This is a genomic window from Paraburkholderia sp. 40, assembly GCF_050434105.1.
Lineage (GTDB): Bacteria > Pseudomonadota > Gammaproteobacteria > Burkholderiales > Burkholderiaceae > Paraburkholderia > Paraburkholderia tuberum.
This window is the reverse complement of sequence record NZ_JBNPVY010000002.1, coordinates 2527673-2541319: the sequence shown is the minus strand read 5'-3', so window position 1 is coordinate 2541319 and position 13647 is coordinate 2527673. Positions and strand designations below refer to the sequence as shown.

14 protein-coding genes are annotated in these 13647 nt (G+C 59.5%); 12 read left to right on the top strand and 2 right to left on the bottom strand.

The window, feature by feature from the left end; all coding sequences use genetic code 11:
- Positions 1–190: 190 nt before the first annotated feature.
- Positions 191–1876, bottom strand: a complete 1686-nt coding sequence (gene alsS / locus OKW28_RS13040; RefSeq protein ID WP_429446063.1) for an acetolactate synthase AlsS — start codon at positions 1874–1876, stop codon at positions 191–193.
- 73 nt (positions 1877–1949) lie between these two features.
- Positions 1950–2738, bottom strand: a complete 789-nt coding sequence (budA, locus tag OKW28_RS13035) for an acetolactate decarboxylase (RefSeq protein ID WP_429446060.1) — start codon at positions 2736–2738, stop codon at positions 1950–1952.
- 100 nt (positions 2739–2838) lie between these two features.
- Between budA and OKW28_RS13030 the strand changes: the two genes are divergently transcribed.
- From OKW28_RS13030 to OKW28_RS12975, 12 genes are all read left to right on the top strand, one after another.
- Entirely contained in the window at positions 2839–3786 is a 948-nt protein-coding gene (locus OKW28_RS13030) for a LysR family transcriptional regulator (protein ID WP_429446057.1), read from the top strand.
- 108 nt (positions 3787–3894) lie between these two features.
- Complete coding sequence (locus tag OKW28_RS13025; protein ID WP_429290830.1) at positions 3895–4023, top strand: hypothetical protein; 129 nt, start codon at positions 3895–3897, stop codon at positions 4021–4023.
- Between the two features lie 132 nt (positions 4024–4155).
- Positions 4156–4461, top strand: coding sequence for a hypothetical protein (locus tag OKW28_RS13020; RefSeq protein WP_429446054.1), 306 nt, complete (start codon positions 4156–4158; stop codon positions 4459–4461).
- 82 nt (positions 4462–4543) lie between these two features.
- Complete coding sequence (locus OKW28_RS13015; protein ID WP_429446052.1) at positions 4544–5941, top strand: cytochrome ubiquinol oxidase subunit I; 1398 nt, start codon at positions 4544–4546, stop codon at positions 5939–5941.
- Positions 5942–5990: 49 nt separating this feature from the next.
- Positions 5991–6977 (top strand): cytochrome d ubiquinol oxidase subunit II, encoded by a 987-nt coding sequence (locus tag OKW28_RS13010; RefSeq protein ID WP_429446049.1) that lies wholly within the window; start codon positions 5991–5993, stop codon positions 6975–6977.
- A gap of 59 nt (positions 6978–7036) precedes the next feature.
- Positions 7037–7960, top strand: a complete 924-nt coding sequence (locus OKW28_RS13005; protein ID WP_429446046.1) for a LysR family transcriptional regulator — start codon at positions 7037–7039, stop codon at positions 7958–7960.
- Positions 7961–8143: 183 nt separating this feature from the next.
- A complete protein-coding gene (locus OKW28_RS13000) occupies positions 8144–9817 on the top strand; it encodes an NAD-dependent malic enzyme (protein ID WP_429446043.1) in 1674 nt (557 codons plus the stop codon).
- Positions 9818–10003: 186 nt separating this feature from the next.
- Positions 10004–10420, top strand: coding sequence for a succinate dehydrogenase, cytochrome b556 subunit (sdhC, locus tag OKW28_RS12995; RefSeq protein ID WP_429446945.1), 417 nt, complete (start codon positions 10004–10006; stop codon positions 10418–10420).
- Positions 10421–10422: 2 nt separating this feature from the next.
- Positions 10423–10791: a succinate dehydrogenase, hydrophobic membrane anchor protein gene (sdhD, locus tag OKW28_RS12990; protein WP_429446040.1), complete on the top strand. Its 369-nt coding sequence runs from the start codon at positions 10423–10425 to the stop codon at positions 10789–10791.
- 3 nt (positions 10792–10794) lie between these two features.
- Positions 10795–12570: a succinate dehydrogenase flavoprotein subunit gene (sdhA, locus tag OKW28_RS12985; RefSeq protein WP_429446038.1), complete on the top strand. Its 1776-nt coding sequence runs from the start codon at positions 10795–10797 to the stop codon at positions 12568–12570.
- A 30-nt stretch (positions 12571–12600) separates the two neighbouring features.
- Entirely contained in the window at positions 12601–13305 is a 705-nt protein-coding gene (locus OKW28_RS12980; RefSeq protein WP_429446036.1) for a succinate dehydrogenase iron-sulfur subunit, read from the top strand.
- 1 nt (position 13306) lies between these two features.
- Positions 13307–13579 carry a succinate dehydrogenase assembly factor 2 gene (locus tag OKW28_RS12975; RefSeq protein WP_429446033.1) on the top strand — a complete coding sequence of 91 codons (273 nt, stop codon included), beginning with the start codon at positions 13307–13309 and terminating at the stop codon, positions 13577–13579.
- The last annotated feature ends 68 nt before the right edge of the window (positions 13580–13647 follow it).

Genomic DNA, 13647 nt, shown 5'->3' with positions numbered 1-13647 from the left:
CGCTGAAAACTTCCCGTGATGCCAACGCCCGGCGAATGGACTACAACGGACGACCAGATCGGAATATGGACATTGAACCAGCGACAAGGCATTCGAACGTAGCGATCCTGTTGACGTTGTTCGGCCCGGAGCAGACAACTTGACATCCGGACCGCGCCGAACTCCGCGTCGAGGTGCTCTGACCTGTTGCTCAGATCAGATAGTCCGACCTCAACGGCTCCATCAGCTTCGGGTTGTCCGAGTAATCGACCGGGATCGCAACGACGGCCGGGCCATCGACAGACATCGCCTTGTGCAAGGTCGAGCGCAGTTCGTCAGCCGACTCAACGGCAAAACCCGCCGCTCCGAACGATTGCGCGTAGGCCTTGAAGTCGATCGGCCCAAATTCGACGCCCGAACGCCGCTTGTACTTCTGGACCTCCTGAATCCCGACCATGTTGTACATGTTATCGACCCAGATCACATGGACGAGGTTGGCTTTGAGGCGCACGGCGGTCTCCAGTTCCATGCTGGACTGCATGAAGCTCCCGTCGCCCGACACCGAGATGACCTTTTCGCCCGGACGTACGAGCGATGCCGCGATCGCCCACGGCAGCGCCACGCCCATCGTCTGCTGACCATTCGTAATCAGCAGCTGCCGCGCACGGAAACTGTGCAGGTACCGCGCAATCCAGATGTGGAAGCTGCCCATATCGACACACATCGTCGTATCGTCGCCTACGACGTTCTGCAATTCATGGACGATGCGCAACGGGTGGACCGGCGAGCCTCCCAATGCCGCGGACCACTTGGCCAACGCCAGGCGCGCACTGGTATGTGTTACGAGAATGGCGTTTGTTTCCGGCGAGCGGCTCAAGGTACCCGCTTCCGGGGCAAGCACGTCGAGCGTCTTCGCAATGCTACCGACGAGTTCTACGGCGGGCCGATAGTATCGATCGACATCGGCCGGCACCACATCGATGTGAATCAGCGTGCGCCGCGCATTCTTGTTCCACTTGGGCGGCTCGTATTCAACGGGGTTGTAACCGACCGTCACTACGACATCGGCCTGATCGAGCAACCGATCGCCGGGCTGGTTGTTCCACAGACCGACGCGTCCGGCGAAATTCGCGAATTGCGGCGAGCCCAGGGCCCCCGCTGCCTGAAAGGTGCCAACGACGGCCACGCCCGTTTTCTCGATAAAACTGCGGACCGCCGCTGCATTCTCCGGGGTGCTGGCGAGCATGCCGAGCAGCAGGACGGGGTTTCGCGCCTCCCCGAGCAGTTCGGCAGCCGCGCGGATGCTGTCCGCCGCTGCGGGCCCCAGTTCGGGAGAAAGAAGATCGGTCAATGCATCGCCTGTGGCCGGGGCGTTGACGAGGTCCATCGGCAGGCTGACGAATGCTGCACCAGGACGGGGACGCTCGGCAGCCCGAAACGCATTGCACAGCACCTCCGAAATGGTTGATGACGTGACGACTTCCGCGCTGAACTTCGTAATCGGCTTGAACAGGCTCACGGTATCCATCGTCTGGTGGACCTGCTTGAGTCGGTCGTCAAGCGGCACCGCGCCACCGATCGCCACCATCGCGTCGCCTTCCGAATTCGCTGTCGCAAGACCCGTGGTGAGATTCGAGACGCCTGGGCCAGAGGTAACGAGCGCAACGCCCGCCTTGCCCGTCAGCCGGCCCACGGCCGCCGCCATAAAGGCCGCATTCGCCTCGTGCCGGACCACCACAGTCTCGATCGACGAGTCGACCAATGAATCGAACACACGATCGACCTTGGCGCCCGGAATGCCAAACACATGCTTCACGCCTTGTGTTTCGAGGTTGCGGACCACCAGATCAGCGCCACATTTCCACGACGTTTCGACGTCGCTTTCACTCTTCAACATGTTCAACTCCAGTAATTTTCAACAGTTCATGAAGCAACGCCTGTGTCGACCGGCTGATTCATCAGCCGGTCATTCAACCTTCAGCTGCCTCGATTGCCTTGCTCATTTCCTCCGAGTGCAACGTGGCTTGCTGAAAGCTCTCGGTCTGCGGAAGATCGATGCGCAGCTTCGAGATCTTCGCGATCTCGAGCTTGCCTTCGAGCAGGCGATAGTCGAGGACATGGCCGCCGCCGCGTCGATCGTCGGTGATGTAGTGGACGTGAAAGCCCGCCACGTTGATGCCCTGCACGTACGGGGGGCAACGAAATCCGATCAGCGTGCCCGCTGTTTCTTCAAACTTGAAGACCGGCTGCCGCTCGATTGCCTGAAGCATGGGCCGGTATGGTTTGGTCTGGCGTGGCACCGTGCGCGTCTCGACGCGCTCGAAACGGCCGTCGATACGAAAAGCGCAAAAAAGATTCGGCGACCCGACCAGTTTGTCGATAATGTCCTGCACTTCGAGCTTGTCAAGCGCGGTCATGAGTTCCCCACTGATCGTAGGGCGAAAGTGCGTCATCACCGCGAACGGCGTCTTCTGGTCCATCGCTGCGACACGCGCGCTTCCATCCTCACGCAACTGGTGAACTTCGCTGTCGAACGCGACGAGCTCCCCATCGAGGTCATTGAACGTGCCGAGACCGAAGTCGCCGTGTTCGAGCAATTCCGCGATCGTCACGCTTCCGTCATACACGCCGTCGATGAGCGCACTCATCAACGAGGTTTGATAAATCTCGCTCAGTTCGAGATCAGCTTCCTTTTCTCTTAGATATGCCAATGATTTTGAAATCTCATGGGCACAAGAACACGCGACTGTGGTTTCCATAACTCCAGTTTCCTGCAAAGGTGTTGGCATGACCACAGTATGGTGCGCAGCAATGCATGCGTCTAATACAGAAAGCAGTCTTCTTTAAGACGAGATAAATATGGAATTTCGCTACCTCAAGTATTTCGTGGTCGTTGCCGAAGAACGGCATTTCACTCGCGCCGCGGAGCGGCTTGGGATGGCGCAGCCCCCGCTAAGCCAACAGATACGCAAGCTGGAGCGTGAAATCGGCGCACAGTTGTTCCGGCGCCTGACGCGCGGCGTCGAACTGACGGATGCCGGCCGCGTCCTCTACGAGGACGCAAGGCGCATCCTCGATCAGGTCGAGCAGGCGATAAGCCGCGTACAGAGCGCAGCCCGTGGACAAACCGGTCATATCCGCGTCGGCTTCGCAAGCTCAGTCGTCTTTCATCCCGTTATTCCCGAAATCGTTCGCGCATATCGTGAATTGCACCCTGATGTCAGACTGTCGCCATCCGAGAGCAATGTCGCGGCGTTGATTGACGATTTGCTGGCCGAACGCATTGACCTGGCGATCATTCGCCAAACTTCGCAGGACTCGGAACGCGTGAAGATCGAGGCGCTCTTCGATGAAGAGATGCTGCTGGTACTGCCACCGCAACACCGGTTGACCGCGTCTGCAAGCATCAGCCTGCGCTCGATTGCCGAGGAGACGTTGATCATGTTCCCCCGGGAAATTGCGCCCGTTCTGTATGACGAAGTGATATCCGCGTGCCAACGCGCCGGCTTCAGCCCGCTGCTTGGGCAGGAGTCCACCCAGGTCGCATCCGCCGTCAGCATGGTTGCAGCGGGCTTCGGCGTCTCGATCGTCCCCCACTCGATCCGCCAGCTGTTGGCGACCGGGGTGACCTACCGTGCGATCCAGGGAGCTCAGCCCAAGGCGCAAATCGTCATTGCGTATCGGTCCACCGAGTTTTCTAAAGTCGTTCGCGATTTCCTGGAGGTCGCGAGGCGCCTGAGCAGGAACCGTCCCGCGCACCCACTCGAAACTCACTTCCTGGATGCCATGAGGTATCCAAACGTATGAGTGCGCTATGCCAACGGAGGATCGCAGCGACCGTTCGTAGAATGGTTTTCTTTGGGTCGTCCATCTATCTTGATTCCATGGACTTTGCGATTTTATTCGAGGGGCGCCATGTCAAACGTTCTGCATAACTGGATTCATATCGGTAGCAACGCGTACGACGAGTACACGTTCGTCCCCTGGCTGAACAAGAACGTGTATCGCCGGACTGTTGACCTTAGCCACATCTGTATCCAGTGAGGGCCACGATGAGCACGAACGCAAGAGATTTACTCGAGCTGCGCCGAGATGATCCAACGTCGGCAGAACTGCGGAAGATGGCCGCGAACATCATCGCCGTCGGCGTCGCAGATCGACGCGAGGGCTGCTGACATGAACGCGCTCGAACGGTGGCGCTCCCGACCGCTGCAGGTCAGTGTCCTGGATCGCTGCGATGAATGCGGCGAGATGAAGGAAGACGTCCAGAAGCGCGTGAACTATTGGCCAAATATTACTGCCGTCTGCTGTGGGAAGTGCTTCACCGAAATGAACGGTGAATACAGCGGATCTTCAGCCCTATCAGGAGTCAGCGATGGCCGGAATGATCCTGACTTCGCGCCTGTTCGCATCGGGCATTCCCAGGATCATGCGGGTCACTCCTTCGGTGATCTTCGTGTGGGCATTGCATTTGGACGCTGAAATTTAATAAAGCGTTCTTCTTCTACCAGTTGAGACGCGCCCTTGCCGGGCGTGCCTCATCGTCAACCATCTGGTAAATGAAATGTCTGTCGAAGCTTTAAGTCTGGCGCGCGGCCAGTTTGCGATGACCGCAATTTTCCACATACTCTGGCCAATCCTGACGATCAGCCTCTCCGCGTTTTTGCTCGTTGTTGAAATCCTGTGGATCAGGACGAGCGATGTGCTCTGGTACCGTCACGCGCGCTTCTGGAGCAAGCTCCTGATCCTCAATTTCGCTGTCGGCGTTGTAAGTGGTATCCCAATGGAGTTTCAGTTCGGCACCAACTGGGGACCGTTTTCGCAGTACACCGGGCAGTTCTTCGGCAATATCCTGGGCTTTGAGGGCGCGATGGCCTTCATGCTTGAGGCCGGTTTTATCGGCATCATGATGCTCGGCTGGGGGCGTGTTCCCAAGGGGGTGCACCTGTTCGCCACCGCGATGGTCGCGCTGGGCTCATCGATTTCCGCGTTCTGGATCATGGTCGCGAATTCGTGGCTGCAAACACCGGCGGGCGTCGCTGTGGTGGATGGCAAACTCGTGGTGACCGACTACGTAAAAGCGATCTTCAACCCCGATATGCCCTGGGGTGTTTCCCATATGTGGTTCGCCGCGCTGGAAACCGGTCTGGTCGTGGTCGCCGGCATCTCGGCCTACTATCTGCTCAAGCGCCGCCATCCGGAGTTTTTCGTCCGCTCGTTCAAGCTCGCGCTGCTGATGCTTTGCTTCGTCGCTCCCGTACAGATCTGGCTGGGGGACTCCAGCGGCGGCGACGTCTTCGCAACCCAGCCAGCCAAGGGTGCGGCGATCGAAGGCCACTGGCGAACAAACGCACCGGGCACTGGTGCAAGCTGGTCGCTGATTGCATGGCCTGACGCTGCCAGGCAGGCCAATGACTGGTCGCTCGAGATTCCCGGCATGCTCAGCATCCTCGGTACCCACAGTCTTCACGGTCAGGTGAAGGGACTAAGGGACATTCCGGTCGCCGACCAGCCGCCGATGATCCCGCTGCTCTACTACGCATTCCGGGCGATGGCCGGTATCGGCTTCCTGTTCATGGTGCTCGCCTTCTGGACCATCTACGCAATCGGTCGAGCGCGCGGTCGCGTGGACGCACTTGTCGCACAGCGCAAGCTGCTCCTCGCCTGGGTGTTGGCCATTCCGCTGCCGTACATCGCGGTGGAATGCGGTTGGATTGTCCGCGAAGTGGGTCGTCAACCGTGGGTTGTATATGGGCTCATGCGCACGCAGCACGCAGCCTCGGCCATCTCGCCGACGGCGATCACCGGCAGCATGGTGATGTTCGCAACCTTCTATGTGATCCTGATCGTTTCGTTTTTCATCTTCGCACGTCGCTGGTTGAAGAACGGCCCGGATCTGACGCTGATGCCGCCGCCGGCTGAGCCGATCCGCACCGTCGGTTCGCGTGCCATCGACTACTAGCCATAGCATGCACCCTTACCGCACAGTCTTAAACCTATAGGCAAGCAAAATGAATCCCTCATCAACTCAGAACCTTCTGAGCCATGCGTGGTTTGGTCTTATTGGCCTGATGCTCGTGCTCTATGTCGTGACCGACGGTTTCGATCTCGGTGTCGGCGTGCTTACCCTGTTCCGGCGTCGGGCCAACGACCGGGACCTCATGATTCAGTCCATTGGCCACGTATGGGATGCCAACGAGACCTGGTTGGTAGTGTTAGGGGGTGCGCTGTTCGGCGCCTTCCCCCCCGCTTATGCAATGATTCTCTCGGATCTTTATGTTCCCGTGATGATGCTTATCGCAAGCCTCATCATGCGGGGCGCGGCAATCGAGTTCCGGCATGCAGCGCATACCAGCAAGGTAGCCTGGGACCGAGTGTTTGGTATTGGTAGCCTGCTCGCCGCAGTCGCGCAAGGCATCATCCTTGGGAGGATCATTACCGGGTTCACCCCCGGCGGCGCGAGCCTCGGCTTGATCGCGGTGACCGCAATCGGTGTTGTATCGGGTTACTGCCTGCTCGGTGCGACATGGCTCGTGAAGAAGACCACTGGCGCGATCGCAAGCGCGGCGCGTGGGTATTCGGTGATCACCCTCTTCACGACCGTCATCGCGGCAATCGCAGTTTCGCTCGGCACGTTGAAGGTGAGCCCAATCGGCATCACCCGCTGGCAGGATCATGGCGTATTGCATGTGTTGATTGCTCTCGCCATTCTGGCGGCGCTGGCGTCCGTGTATGTTCTGTATTCGGTTTTCATGCGCGGAGAACATGGCCCGTTCGTGGGTTCGACAATCCTGTTCATCGTGTCGTTCGCAGGTCTGGCTATCAGCTTGTTCCCCTACGTAGTTCCGGGTCAACTGACGGTTGCGTCCGCAGCCTCGGACAGTACGACGTTGACGTTCATGCTCTTCGGCATTGGAATGCTGTTCCCGGTCATGATCGGCTACAACCTGTATCAGTACTACCTTTTCCGGGGCAAGGTTGTCCCGGTCAAGCATTAAGCTACTCCGTCGAGCCCGAAAGAAAGCGAGAACGTCAGCTCCGTCAGATCGGATCGGATATGGAATTTCGTTACCTCAAGTATTTCGTGGTCGTTGCCGAAGAACGGCATTTCACTCGCGCCGCGGAGCGGCTTGGGATGGCGCAGCCCCCGCTAAGTCAACAGATACGCAAGCTGGAGCGTGAAATCGGCGCACAGTTGTTCCGGCGCCTGACGCGCGGCGTCGAACTGACGGATGCCGGCCGCGTCCTCTACGAGGACGCAAGGCGCATCCTCGATCAGGTCGAGCAGGCGATAAGCCGCGTACAGAGCGCAGCCCGTGGACAAACCGGTCATATCCGCGTCGGCTTCGCAAGCTCAGTCGTCTTTCATCCCGTTATTCCCGAAATCGTTCGCGCATATCGTGAATTGCACCCTGATGTCAGACTGTCGCCATCCGAGAGCAATGTCGCGGCGTTGATTGACGATTTGCTGGCCGAACGCATTGACCTGGCGATCATTCGCCAAACTTCGCAGGACTCGGAACGCGTGAAGATCGAGGCGCTCTTCGATGAAGAGATGCTGCTGGTACTGCCACCGCAACACCGGTTGACCGCGTCTGCAAGCATCAGCCTGCGCTCGATTGCCGAGGAGACGTTGATCATGTTCCCCCGGGAAATTGCGCCCGTTCTGTATGACGAAGTGATATCCGCGTGCCAACGCGCCGGCTTCAGCCCGCTGCTTGGGCAGGAGTCCACCCAGGTCGCATCCGCCGTCAGCATGGTTGCAGCGGGCTTCGGCGTCTCGATCGTCCCCCACTCGATCCGCCAGCTGTTGGCGACCGGGGTGACCTACCGTGCGATCCAGGGAGCTCAGCCCAAGGCGCAAATCGTCATTGCGTATCGGTCCACCGAGTTTTCTAAAGTCGTTCGCGATTTCCTGGAGGTTGCGAGGCGCCTGAGCAGGAACCGTCCCGCACCTTGTTTGAACCGAATCGTGGCCTGAGGTTGACAGCGTCTTATTCACTAAACCATATCGAAATAACCACTTTCAATATATTGGACGCTAGCCTGCACTGCGACATACTGTCATCAACGTCAGTCGGCTACAGGCAAGCATCATGGCTCAGACTACCGTAGTGGAACCATTCTCAAGGCACCTTCGTCTGGACTCCAAAGGACTAACATCATGACCTCTCTTTTGCCGCAAGCTTCTACCAATCTATCTGCCGGTCGCACGGTCGAGAATCTGCGAGGTGCAGCGCTGCTGCACAATCCGCATGCCAATAAATCCACCGCTTTCAACTCCGCCGAGCGCGAACAGTTGGGGCTGATTGGCCTGTTACCCGAAAAGGTTGAAACCGAGGATGCGCAGATTCAGCGAGTCCTGAAGCAGATCGAATTGAAGACCAGCGATATTGAACGCTACATCTATCTCTCATCACTGCTCGACACCAACGAGACGCTGTATTACCGGGTATTGATGTCGGATCCAGCGCGCTTTATTCCATTGGTCTATACGCCGACCGTCGGTGAGGCCTGTGAGAACTTCGGCCACATCCTCCGCCGCCCGCGTGGCATGTATTTGCCCATTAGTCGCAAAGGTCAGCTCAAGGAGATCCTGCGCAACTGGCCAGAAAAGGATGTGCGCTTCATCGTCGTTACTGACGGCGAACGCATTCTGGGCCTGGGGGATCTCGGCGTGAATGGCATGGGAATCCCTATCGGCAAGCTGGCGTTGTACACCAGTTGCGCTGGCGTGCCTCCTCAGGTCACGCTGCCGATTACTCTTGACGTGGGAACCAACAACGAAAGTCTGCTGGCAGATGGGCTCTATCTTGGGCTGCGTCAGCGCCGGCTCACTGGCGCCGGGTACGACGAGTTCATCGAAGAATTTGTCATGGCGGTTCAGGAAGTATTCCCGCGTGCCTGCATCCAGTTCGAGGACTTTGCGTTTACCCATGCTGAACCGATCCTGACGCGTTATCGCGATCGCGTTTGCTGCTTCAACGACGACATCCAGGGTACCGCGGGGGTCGCACTTGCCGGCATTCTGGCTGCGCTGCGCGTAACAGGCGGAACGCTTGCGAACCAGCGCTTTCTGTTCCTTGGCGGCGGAACTGCAGGAAGCGGGATTGCCAGCCTGCTGGCCAAGGCCATGATGGAAGCCGGCGTGTCACAGGAGGACGCCTTCGGCGCATGCTGGCTCTACGACAAGACGGGGTTGATCCATGCCGGGCGCACCGATCTGGCCGAGTTCCAGATGCCATTTGCTCACGACCATGAGCCGATCGGCGACTTCGTCACCGCAATCGAAACACTGCGCCCAACGGCCATTATCGGTGTAAGCACGGCGGCCAAAGCGTTCAGCCAACCCGTGATCGAGGCGATGGCACGCATCAACGAACGCCCGATCATTTTCCCTTACTCCAACCCGACCTCACGTTCGGAATGCACTGCGGAGGAAGCCTACACCTGGTCTGAAGGGCGTGCCGTGTTCGCCAGCGGCAGCCCGTTCGCGCCAGTGCAGTACAACGGGCGGACCTTCGTCCCCGGACAGGGCAACAACGTCTACATCTTTCCGGCGCTTGGCATGGCCATCTACGCCACAGAGGCCCGACGCGTGACCGACCAGATGCTCATTACCGCCGCCCGCGCGCTCGCCGCCCAGGTCACGCAGGACGATCTGGACGCGGGACTGATCTACCCACCGCAATCGCGCATTTTCCAAACCTCGTTGGTAGTCGCGCGCGAGGTCGCAAGGTTCATTTTTGACCAGGGACTTGCGGGCGTACCACTGCCCGATGATCTCGACGCCTTCATCGACGGGAAAGTTTACCAACCCTCCTATCAGTTGGCTTAGCCGTACGCAGATCATGCATTGACGGTTTATGTGACGGTGTCCGCGCTACTCCATCTATCTGTTCGGTCGTTTGGTAGTTAAACGGCATCCATGGATGCCGTAGCGCAAGATGGGCCCGTCACGACCGGCTTCACTCGAATACGTCCGCTGCATTGCGGGTTGGTGCAACTACAACTGGAGGTCCCCATGGACGAAGCCGTAAACAAGCCGAGACCGGAATTCCGGAATATCGGTATCGGTCAAATACTGACGGCATACCGTCTCCCGCTGGCGGGGCGCGTGTCGATCCTGCATCGCGTGAGCGGCGCGCTGCTTTTCGTGTCCCTTCCGTTCCTGCTTTACCTGTTTGATCGGAGCCTGACTTCCGAACTCAGTTTCGAAGTCTTCAAGGGTGTCCTTTCCAACGTGATCGTGAAGGTCATCACGCTCGTGCTGGCGTGGGCTTTCCTCCTCCACTTCTGCGCCGGCATCCGCTATCTGCGGATGGACACGAGCCACAGCGCGGTCTCGAAGCAAGGTGGCAAGCAGACGGCGGTCGTCGTGGTGGTCGTCTCGTCTGTCCTGACGATTGCTTTCGCGCTCAAACTGTTCGGAGCTTTCTAAACATGGCAACCCATAACCAAATCGGGCCGAAGCGTCTCGTCGTCGGCGCTCATTACGGTCTGCGCGACTGGCTCGCGCAGCGCGTCACCGCGGTCATCATGGCGGTCTACACCGTCATCCTGCTCGTGTGGTTCTTCGGCGCGCAGGACTTCTCGTATGAAGGCTGGGCGTCGATCTTCGCGACGCAATGGATGAAGCTCGCCACGTTCGTCACGCTGTTGTCGCTGTTCTATCACGCGTGGATAGGGATACGTGACATCTGGATGGACTACGTGAAGCCGGTCGGCGTGCGGCTTACCCTTCAAGTGTTGTCGATCGTCTGGCTGGTCGCGTGCGCGGCTTTCGCCGCACAGATTCTCTGGGGAGTGTAAAGAATGGCTGCAATCAGGAATTCTCTGCCGCGTCGCAAGTTTGACGTGGTCATCGTCGGCGCGGGCGGCTCGGGGATGCGCGCTTCGCTGCAGCTCGCACGCGCGGGTCTGTCGGTCTGCGTGCTGTCGAAGGTGTTCCCGACGCGTTCGCATACGGTCGCCGCGCAAGGCGGCATCGGCGCGTCGCTCGGCAACATGAGCGAAGACAACTGGGAATGGCACTTCTACGACACGATCAAGGGCTCCGACTGGCTCGGCGACCAGGACGCGATCGAGTTCATGTGCCGCGAAGCACCGAACGCCGTCTACGAACTGGAACACATGGGCATGCCGTTCGACCGCAATGCGGACGGCACGATCTATCAGCGCCCGTTCGGCGGCCACACCGCGAACCACGGCGAAAAGCCGGTGCAACGCGCGTGCGCGGCAGCTGACCGTACCGGTCACGCGCTGCTGCATACGCTGTACCAGCAGAACGTTGCTGCCAAGACGCAATTCTTCGTCGAATGGATGGCGCTCGATCTGATCCGCGACGCCGACGGCGACGTGCTCGGCGTGACCGCACTGGAAATGGAAACCGGCGACGTCTACATCCTCGAAGGCAAGACCACGCTGTTCGCCACGGGCGGCGCGGGCCGGATCTTCGCGGCATCGACCAACGCGTTCATCAACACCGGTGACGGCCTTGGCATGGCCGCGCGTTCGGGCATCGCGCTGCAGGACATGGAATTCTGGCAATTCCACCCGACCGGCGTCGCCGGCGCGGGCGTGCTGATCACTGAAGGCGTGCGCGGCGAAGGCGGCATTCTGCGTAACTCGGACGGTGACCGCTTCATGGAGCGCTACGCACCGACGCTGAAGGACCTGGCGCCGCGCGACTTCGTGTCGCGTTCGATGGGGCAGGAGATCATTGAAGGGCGTGGCGTCGGTCCGAACAAGGATCACATCCTGCTCGACCTGTCGCACATCGGCGCCGAGACGATCATGAAGCGTCTGCCGTCGATCCGCGAAATCGCACAACGGTTCGCGAATGTCGACTGCATCAAGGAACCGATCCCGGTCGTGCCGACCATCCACTATCAGATGGGCGGCATTCCTACGAACGTTCATGGCCAGGTGGTCGGCACGTCGCAGGGTTACAAGGATCCGGTCAACGGCTTCTACGCTGTGGGCGAATGCTCGTGCGTGTCGGTGCACGGCGCGAACCGCCTGGGCACGAACTCGCTGCTCGACCTCGTGGTGTTCGGCCGCGCGGCCGGCAACCACATCGTCAAGCACGTGAAGGAAATCAAGGAGCACAAGCCGCTGCCGGCAGATGCCGCTGATTTCGCTCTGTCGCGTCTGGACAAGCTGGAAAAGTCGTCGTCGGGCGAATACACGCAAGTGATCGCGGGCGACATCCGCTCGTCGATGCAGAAGCACGCTGGTGTGTTCCGCACCTCGAAGCTGATGACTGAAGGTGTCGAGCAGATCAAGACACTGGTCGAGCGCGCGAAGCATGTGCATCTGAAGGACAAGTCGAAGGTGTTCAACACCGCGCGCGTCGAAGCGCTTGAACTCGCCAACATGATCGAAGTGGCGCGCGCCACGATGGTGTCGGCCGAAGCGCGTAAGGAAAGCCGCGGTGCGCATGCGCCGAGCGAGTACCCGCAGCGCGACGACGAAAACTGGCTGCGCCACACGCTGTGGTTCAGCGAAGGCGACCGCCTCGACTACAAGCCGGTTCAATTGCAACCGCTGACCGTCGCAACGGTTCCGCCGAAGCCACGAACCTTCTAGGCGACACTCCCGGACTTAAAGGAAACGACCATGGCAAAACGTACCTTCGAACTCTTCCGCTACGACCCGGATAAGGACGCAGCACCGCGCATGCAAACGTACGAGATCGAGATCAACTCGCACGAACGCATGCTACTCGACGCGATCGTCAAACTGAAAGCTGTCGATGAAACGCTGGCGTTCCGCCGCTCGTGCCGCGAGGGCGTGTGCGGTTCGGACGCGATGAACATCAACGGCAAGAACGGTCTGGCGTGCCTGACGAACATGAACGACCTGCCGCAGAAGATCGTGCTGCGTCCGCTGCCGGGGCTGCCCGTCATTCGCGACCTGATCGTCGATATGACGCACTTCTTCAACCAGTATCAGTCGATCAAGCCGTATCTGATCAACGACACGCCGCCGCCGGAGAAGGAGCGCCTGCAGTCGCCAGAAGAACGCGACGAGCTCGACGGCCTGTACGAATGCATCCTGTGCGCGAGCTGCTCGACGTCGTGCCCGAGCTTCTGGTGGAACCCGGACAAGTTCGTCGGTCCGGCAGGCCTGCTGCAAGCCTATCGCTTCATCGCCGACAGCCGCGACCAGGCGACGGGCGAACGTCTCGACAATCTGGAAGACCCGTACCGTCTGTTCCGTTGCCATACGATCATGAACTGCGTCGACGTGTGCCCAAAGGGCCTCAATCCGACGAAGGCGATCGGCAAGATCAAGGAACTGATGGTGCGCCGAAAGGTTTGACATGAACGAGACCCCACACCAGTCCGACCCGCTGCGCCGCGCGCGACTTCGCTGGCGCGCCCGGCGCGGCCTGCTGGAAAACGACCTGATTTTCGAGCGTTTTTTCAGCCGACACGAGCATGACCTCAGCGACGCCGACGTGGGCGCTCTCACGTGCCTGCTCGAGTTGAGTGACAACGACCTGATGGACTTGCTGCTCGCGCGCAAGGAACCGGAGGGCGACCTTGCCGACCCGGACCTCGTTCGACTGCTCGCGCTGCTGCGCTCCGCTTGAGTGCGTCGGTCTCGCATCAGGCGAGCCCACTGGTGACGGAGCCGATGTAGCGCCACTTGGCAGTTCAA

What these genes read in the sequence shown, in the direction of transcription:
- sdhA (WP_429446038.1), top strand. Translation starts at nt 10,795, where the DNA reads ATGGCTGCAATCAGGAATTCTCTGCCGCGTCGCAAGTTTGACGTGGTC.
- alsS (WP_429446063.1), bottom strand. Translation starts at nt 1,876, where the DNA reads ATGTTGAAGAGTGAAAGCGACGTCGAAACGTCGTGGAAATGTGGCGCT.
- OKW28_RS13030 (WP_429446057.1), top strand. Translation starts at nt 2,839, where the DNA reads ATGGAATTTCGCTACCTCAAGTATTTCGTGGTCGTTGCCGAAGAACGG.
- budA (WP_429446060.1), bottom strand. Translation starts at nt 2,738, where the DNA reads ATGGAAACCACAGTCGCGTGTTCTTGTGCCCATGAGATTTCAAAATCA.
- OKW28_RS13020 (WP_429446054.1), top strand. Translation starts at nt 4,156, where the DNA reads ATGAACGCGCTCGAACGGTGGCGCTCCCGACCGCTGCAGGTCAGTGTC.
- sdhC (WP_429446945.1), top strand. Translation starts at nt 10,004, where the DNA reads ATGGACGAAGCCGTAAACAAGCCGAGACCGGAATTCCGGAATATCGGT.
- OKW28_RS13000 (WP_429446043.1), top strand. Translation starts at nt 8,144, where the DNA reads ATGACCTCTCTTTTGCCGCAAGCTTCTACCAATCTATCTGCCGGTCGC.
- OKW28_RS12980 (WP_429446036.1), top strand. Translation starts at nt 12,601, where the DNA reads ATGGCAAAACGTACCTTCGAACTCTTCCGCTACGACCCGGATAAGGAC.
- OKW28_RS13015 (WP_429446052.1), top strand. Translation starts at nt 4,544, where the DNA reads ATGTCTGTCGAAGCTTTAAGTCTGGCGCGCGGCCAGTTTGCGATGACC.
- sdhD (WP_429446040.1), top strand. Translation starts at nt 10,423, where the DNA reads ATGGCAACCCATAACCAAATCGGGCCGAAGCGTCTCGTCGTCGGCGCT.
- OKW28_RS13025 (WP_429290830.1), top strand. Translation starts at nt 3,895, where the DNA reads ATGTCAAACGTTCTGCATAACTGGATTCATATCGGTAGCAACGCGTAC.
- OKW28_RS12975 (WP_429446033.1), top strand. Translation starts at nt 13,307, where the DNA reads ATGAACGAGACCCCACACCAGTCCGACCCGCTGCGCCGCGCGCGACTT.
- OKW28_RS13005 (WP_429446046.1), top strand. Translation starts at nt 7,037, where the DNA reads ATGGAATTTCGTTACCTCAAGTATTTCGTGGTCGTTGCCGAAGAACGG.
- OKW28_RS13010 (WP_429446049.1), top strand. Translation starts at nt 5,991, where the DNA reads ATGAATCCCTCATCAACTCAGAACCTTCTGAGCCATGCGTGGTTTGGT.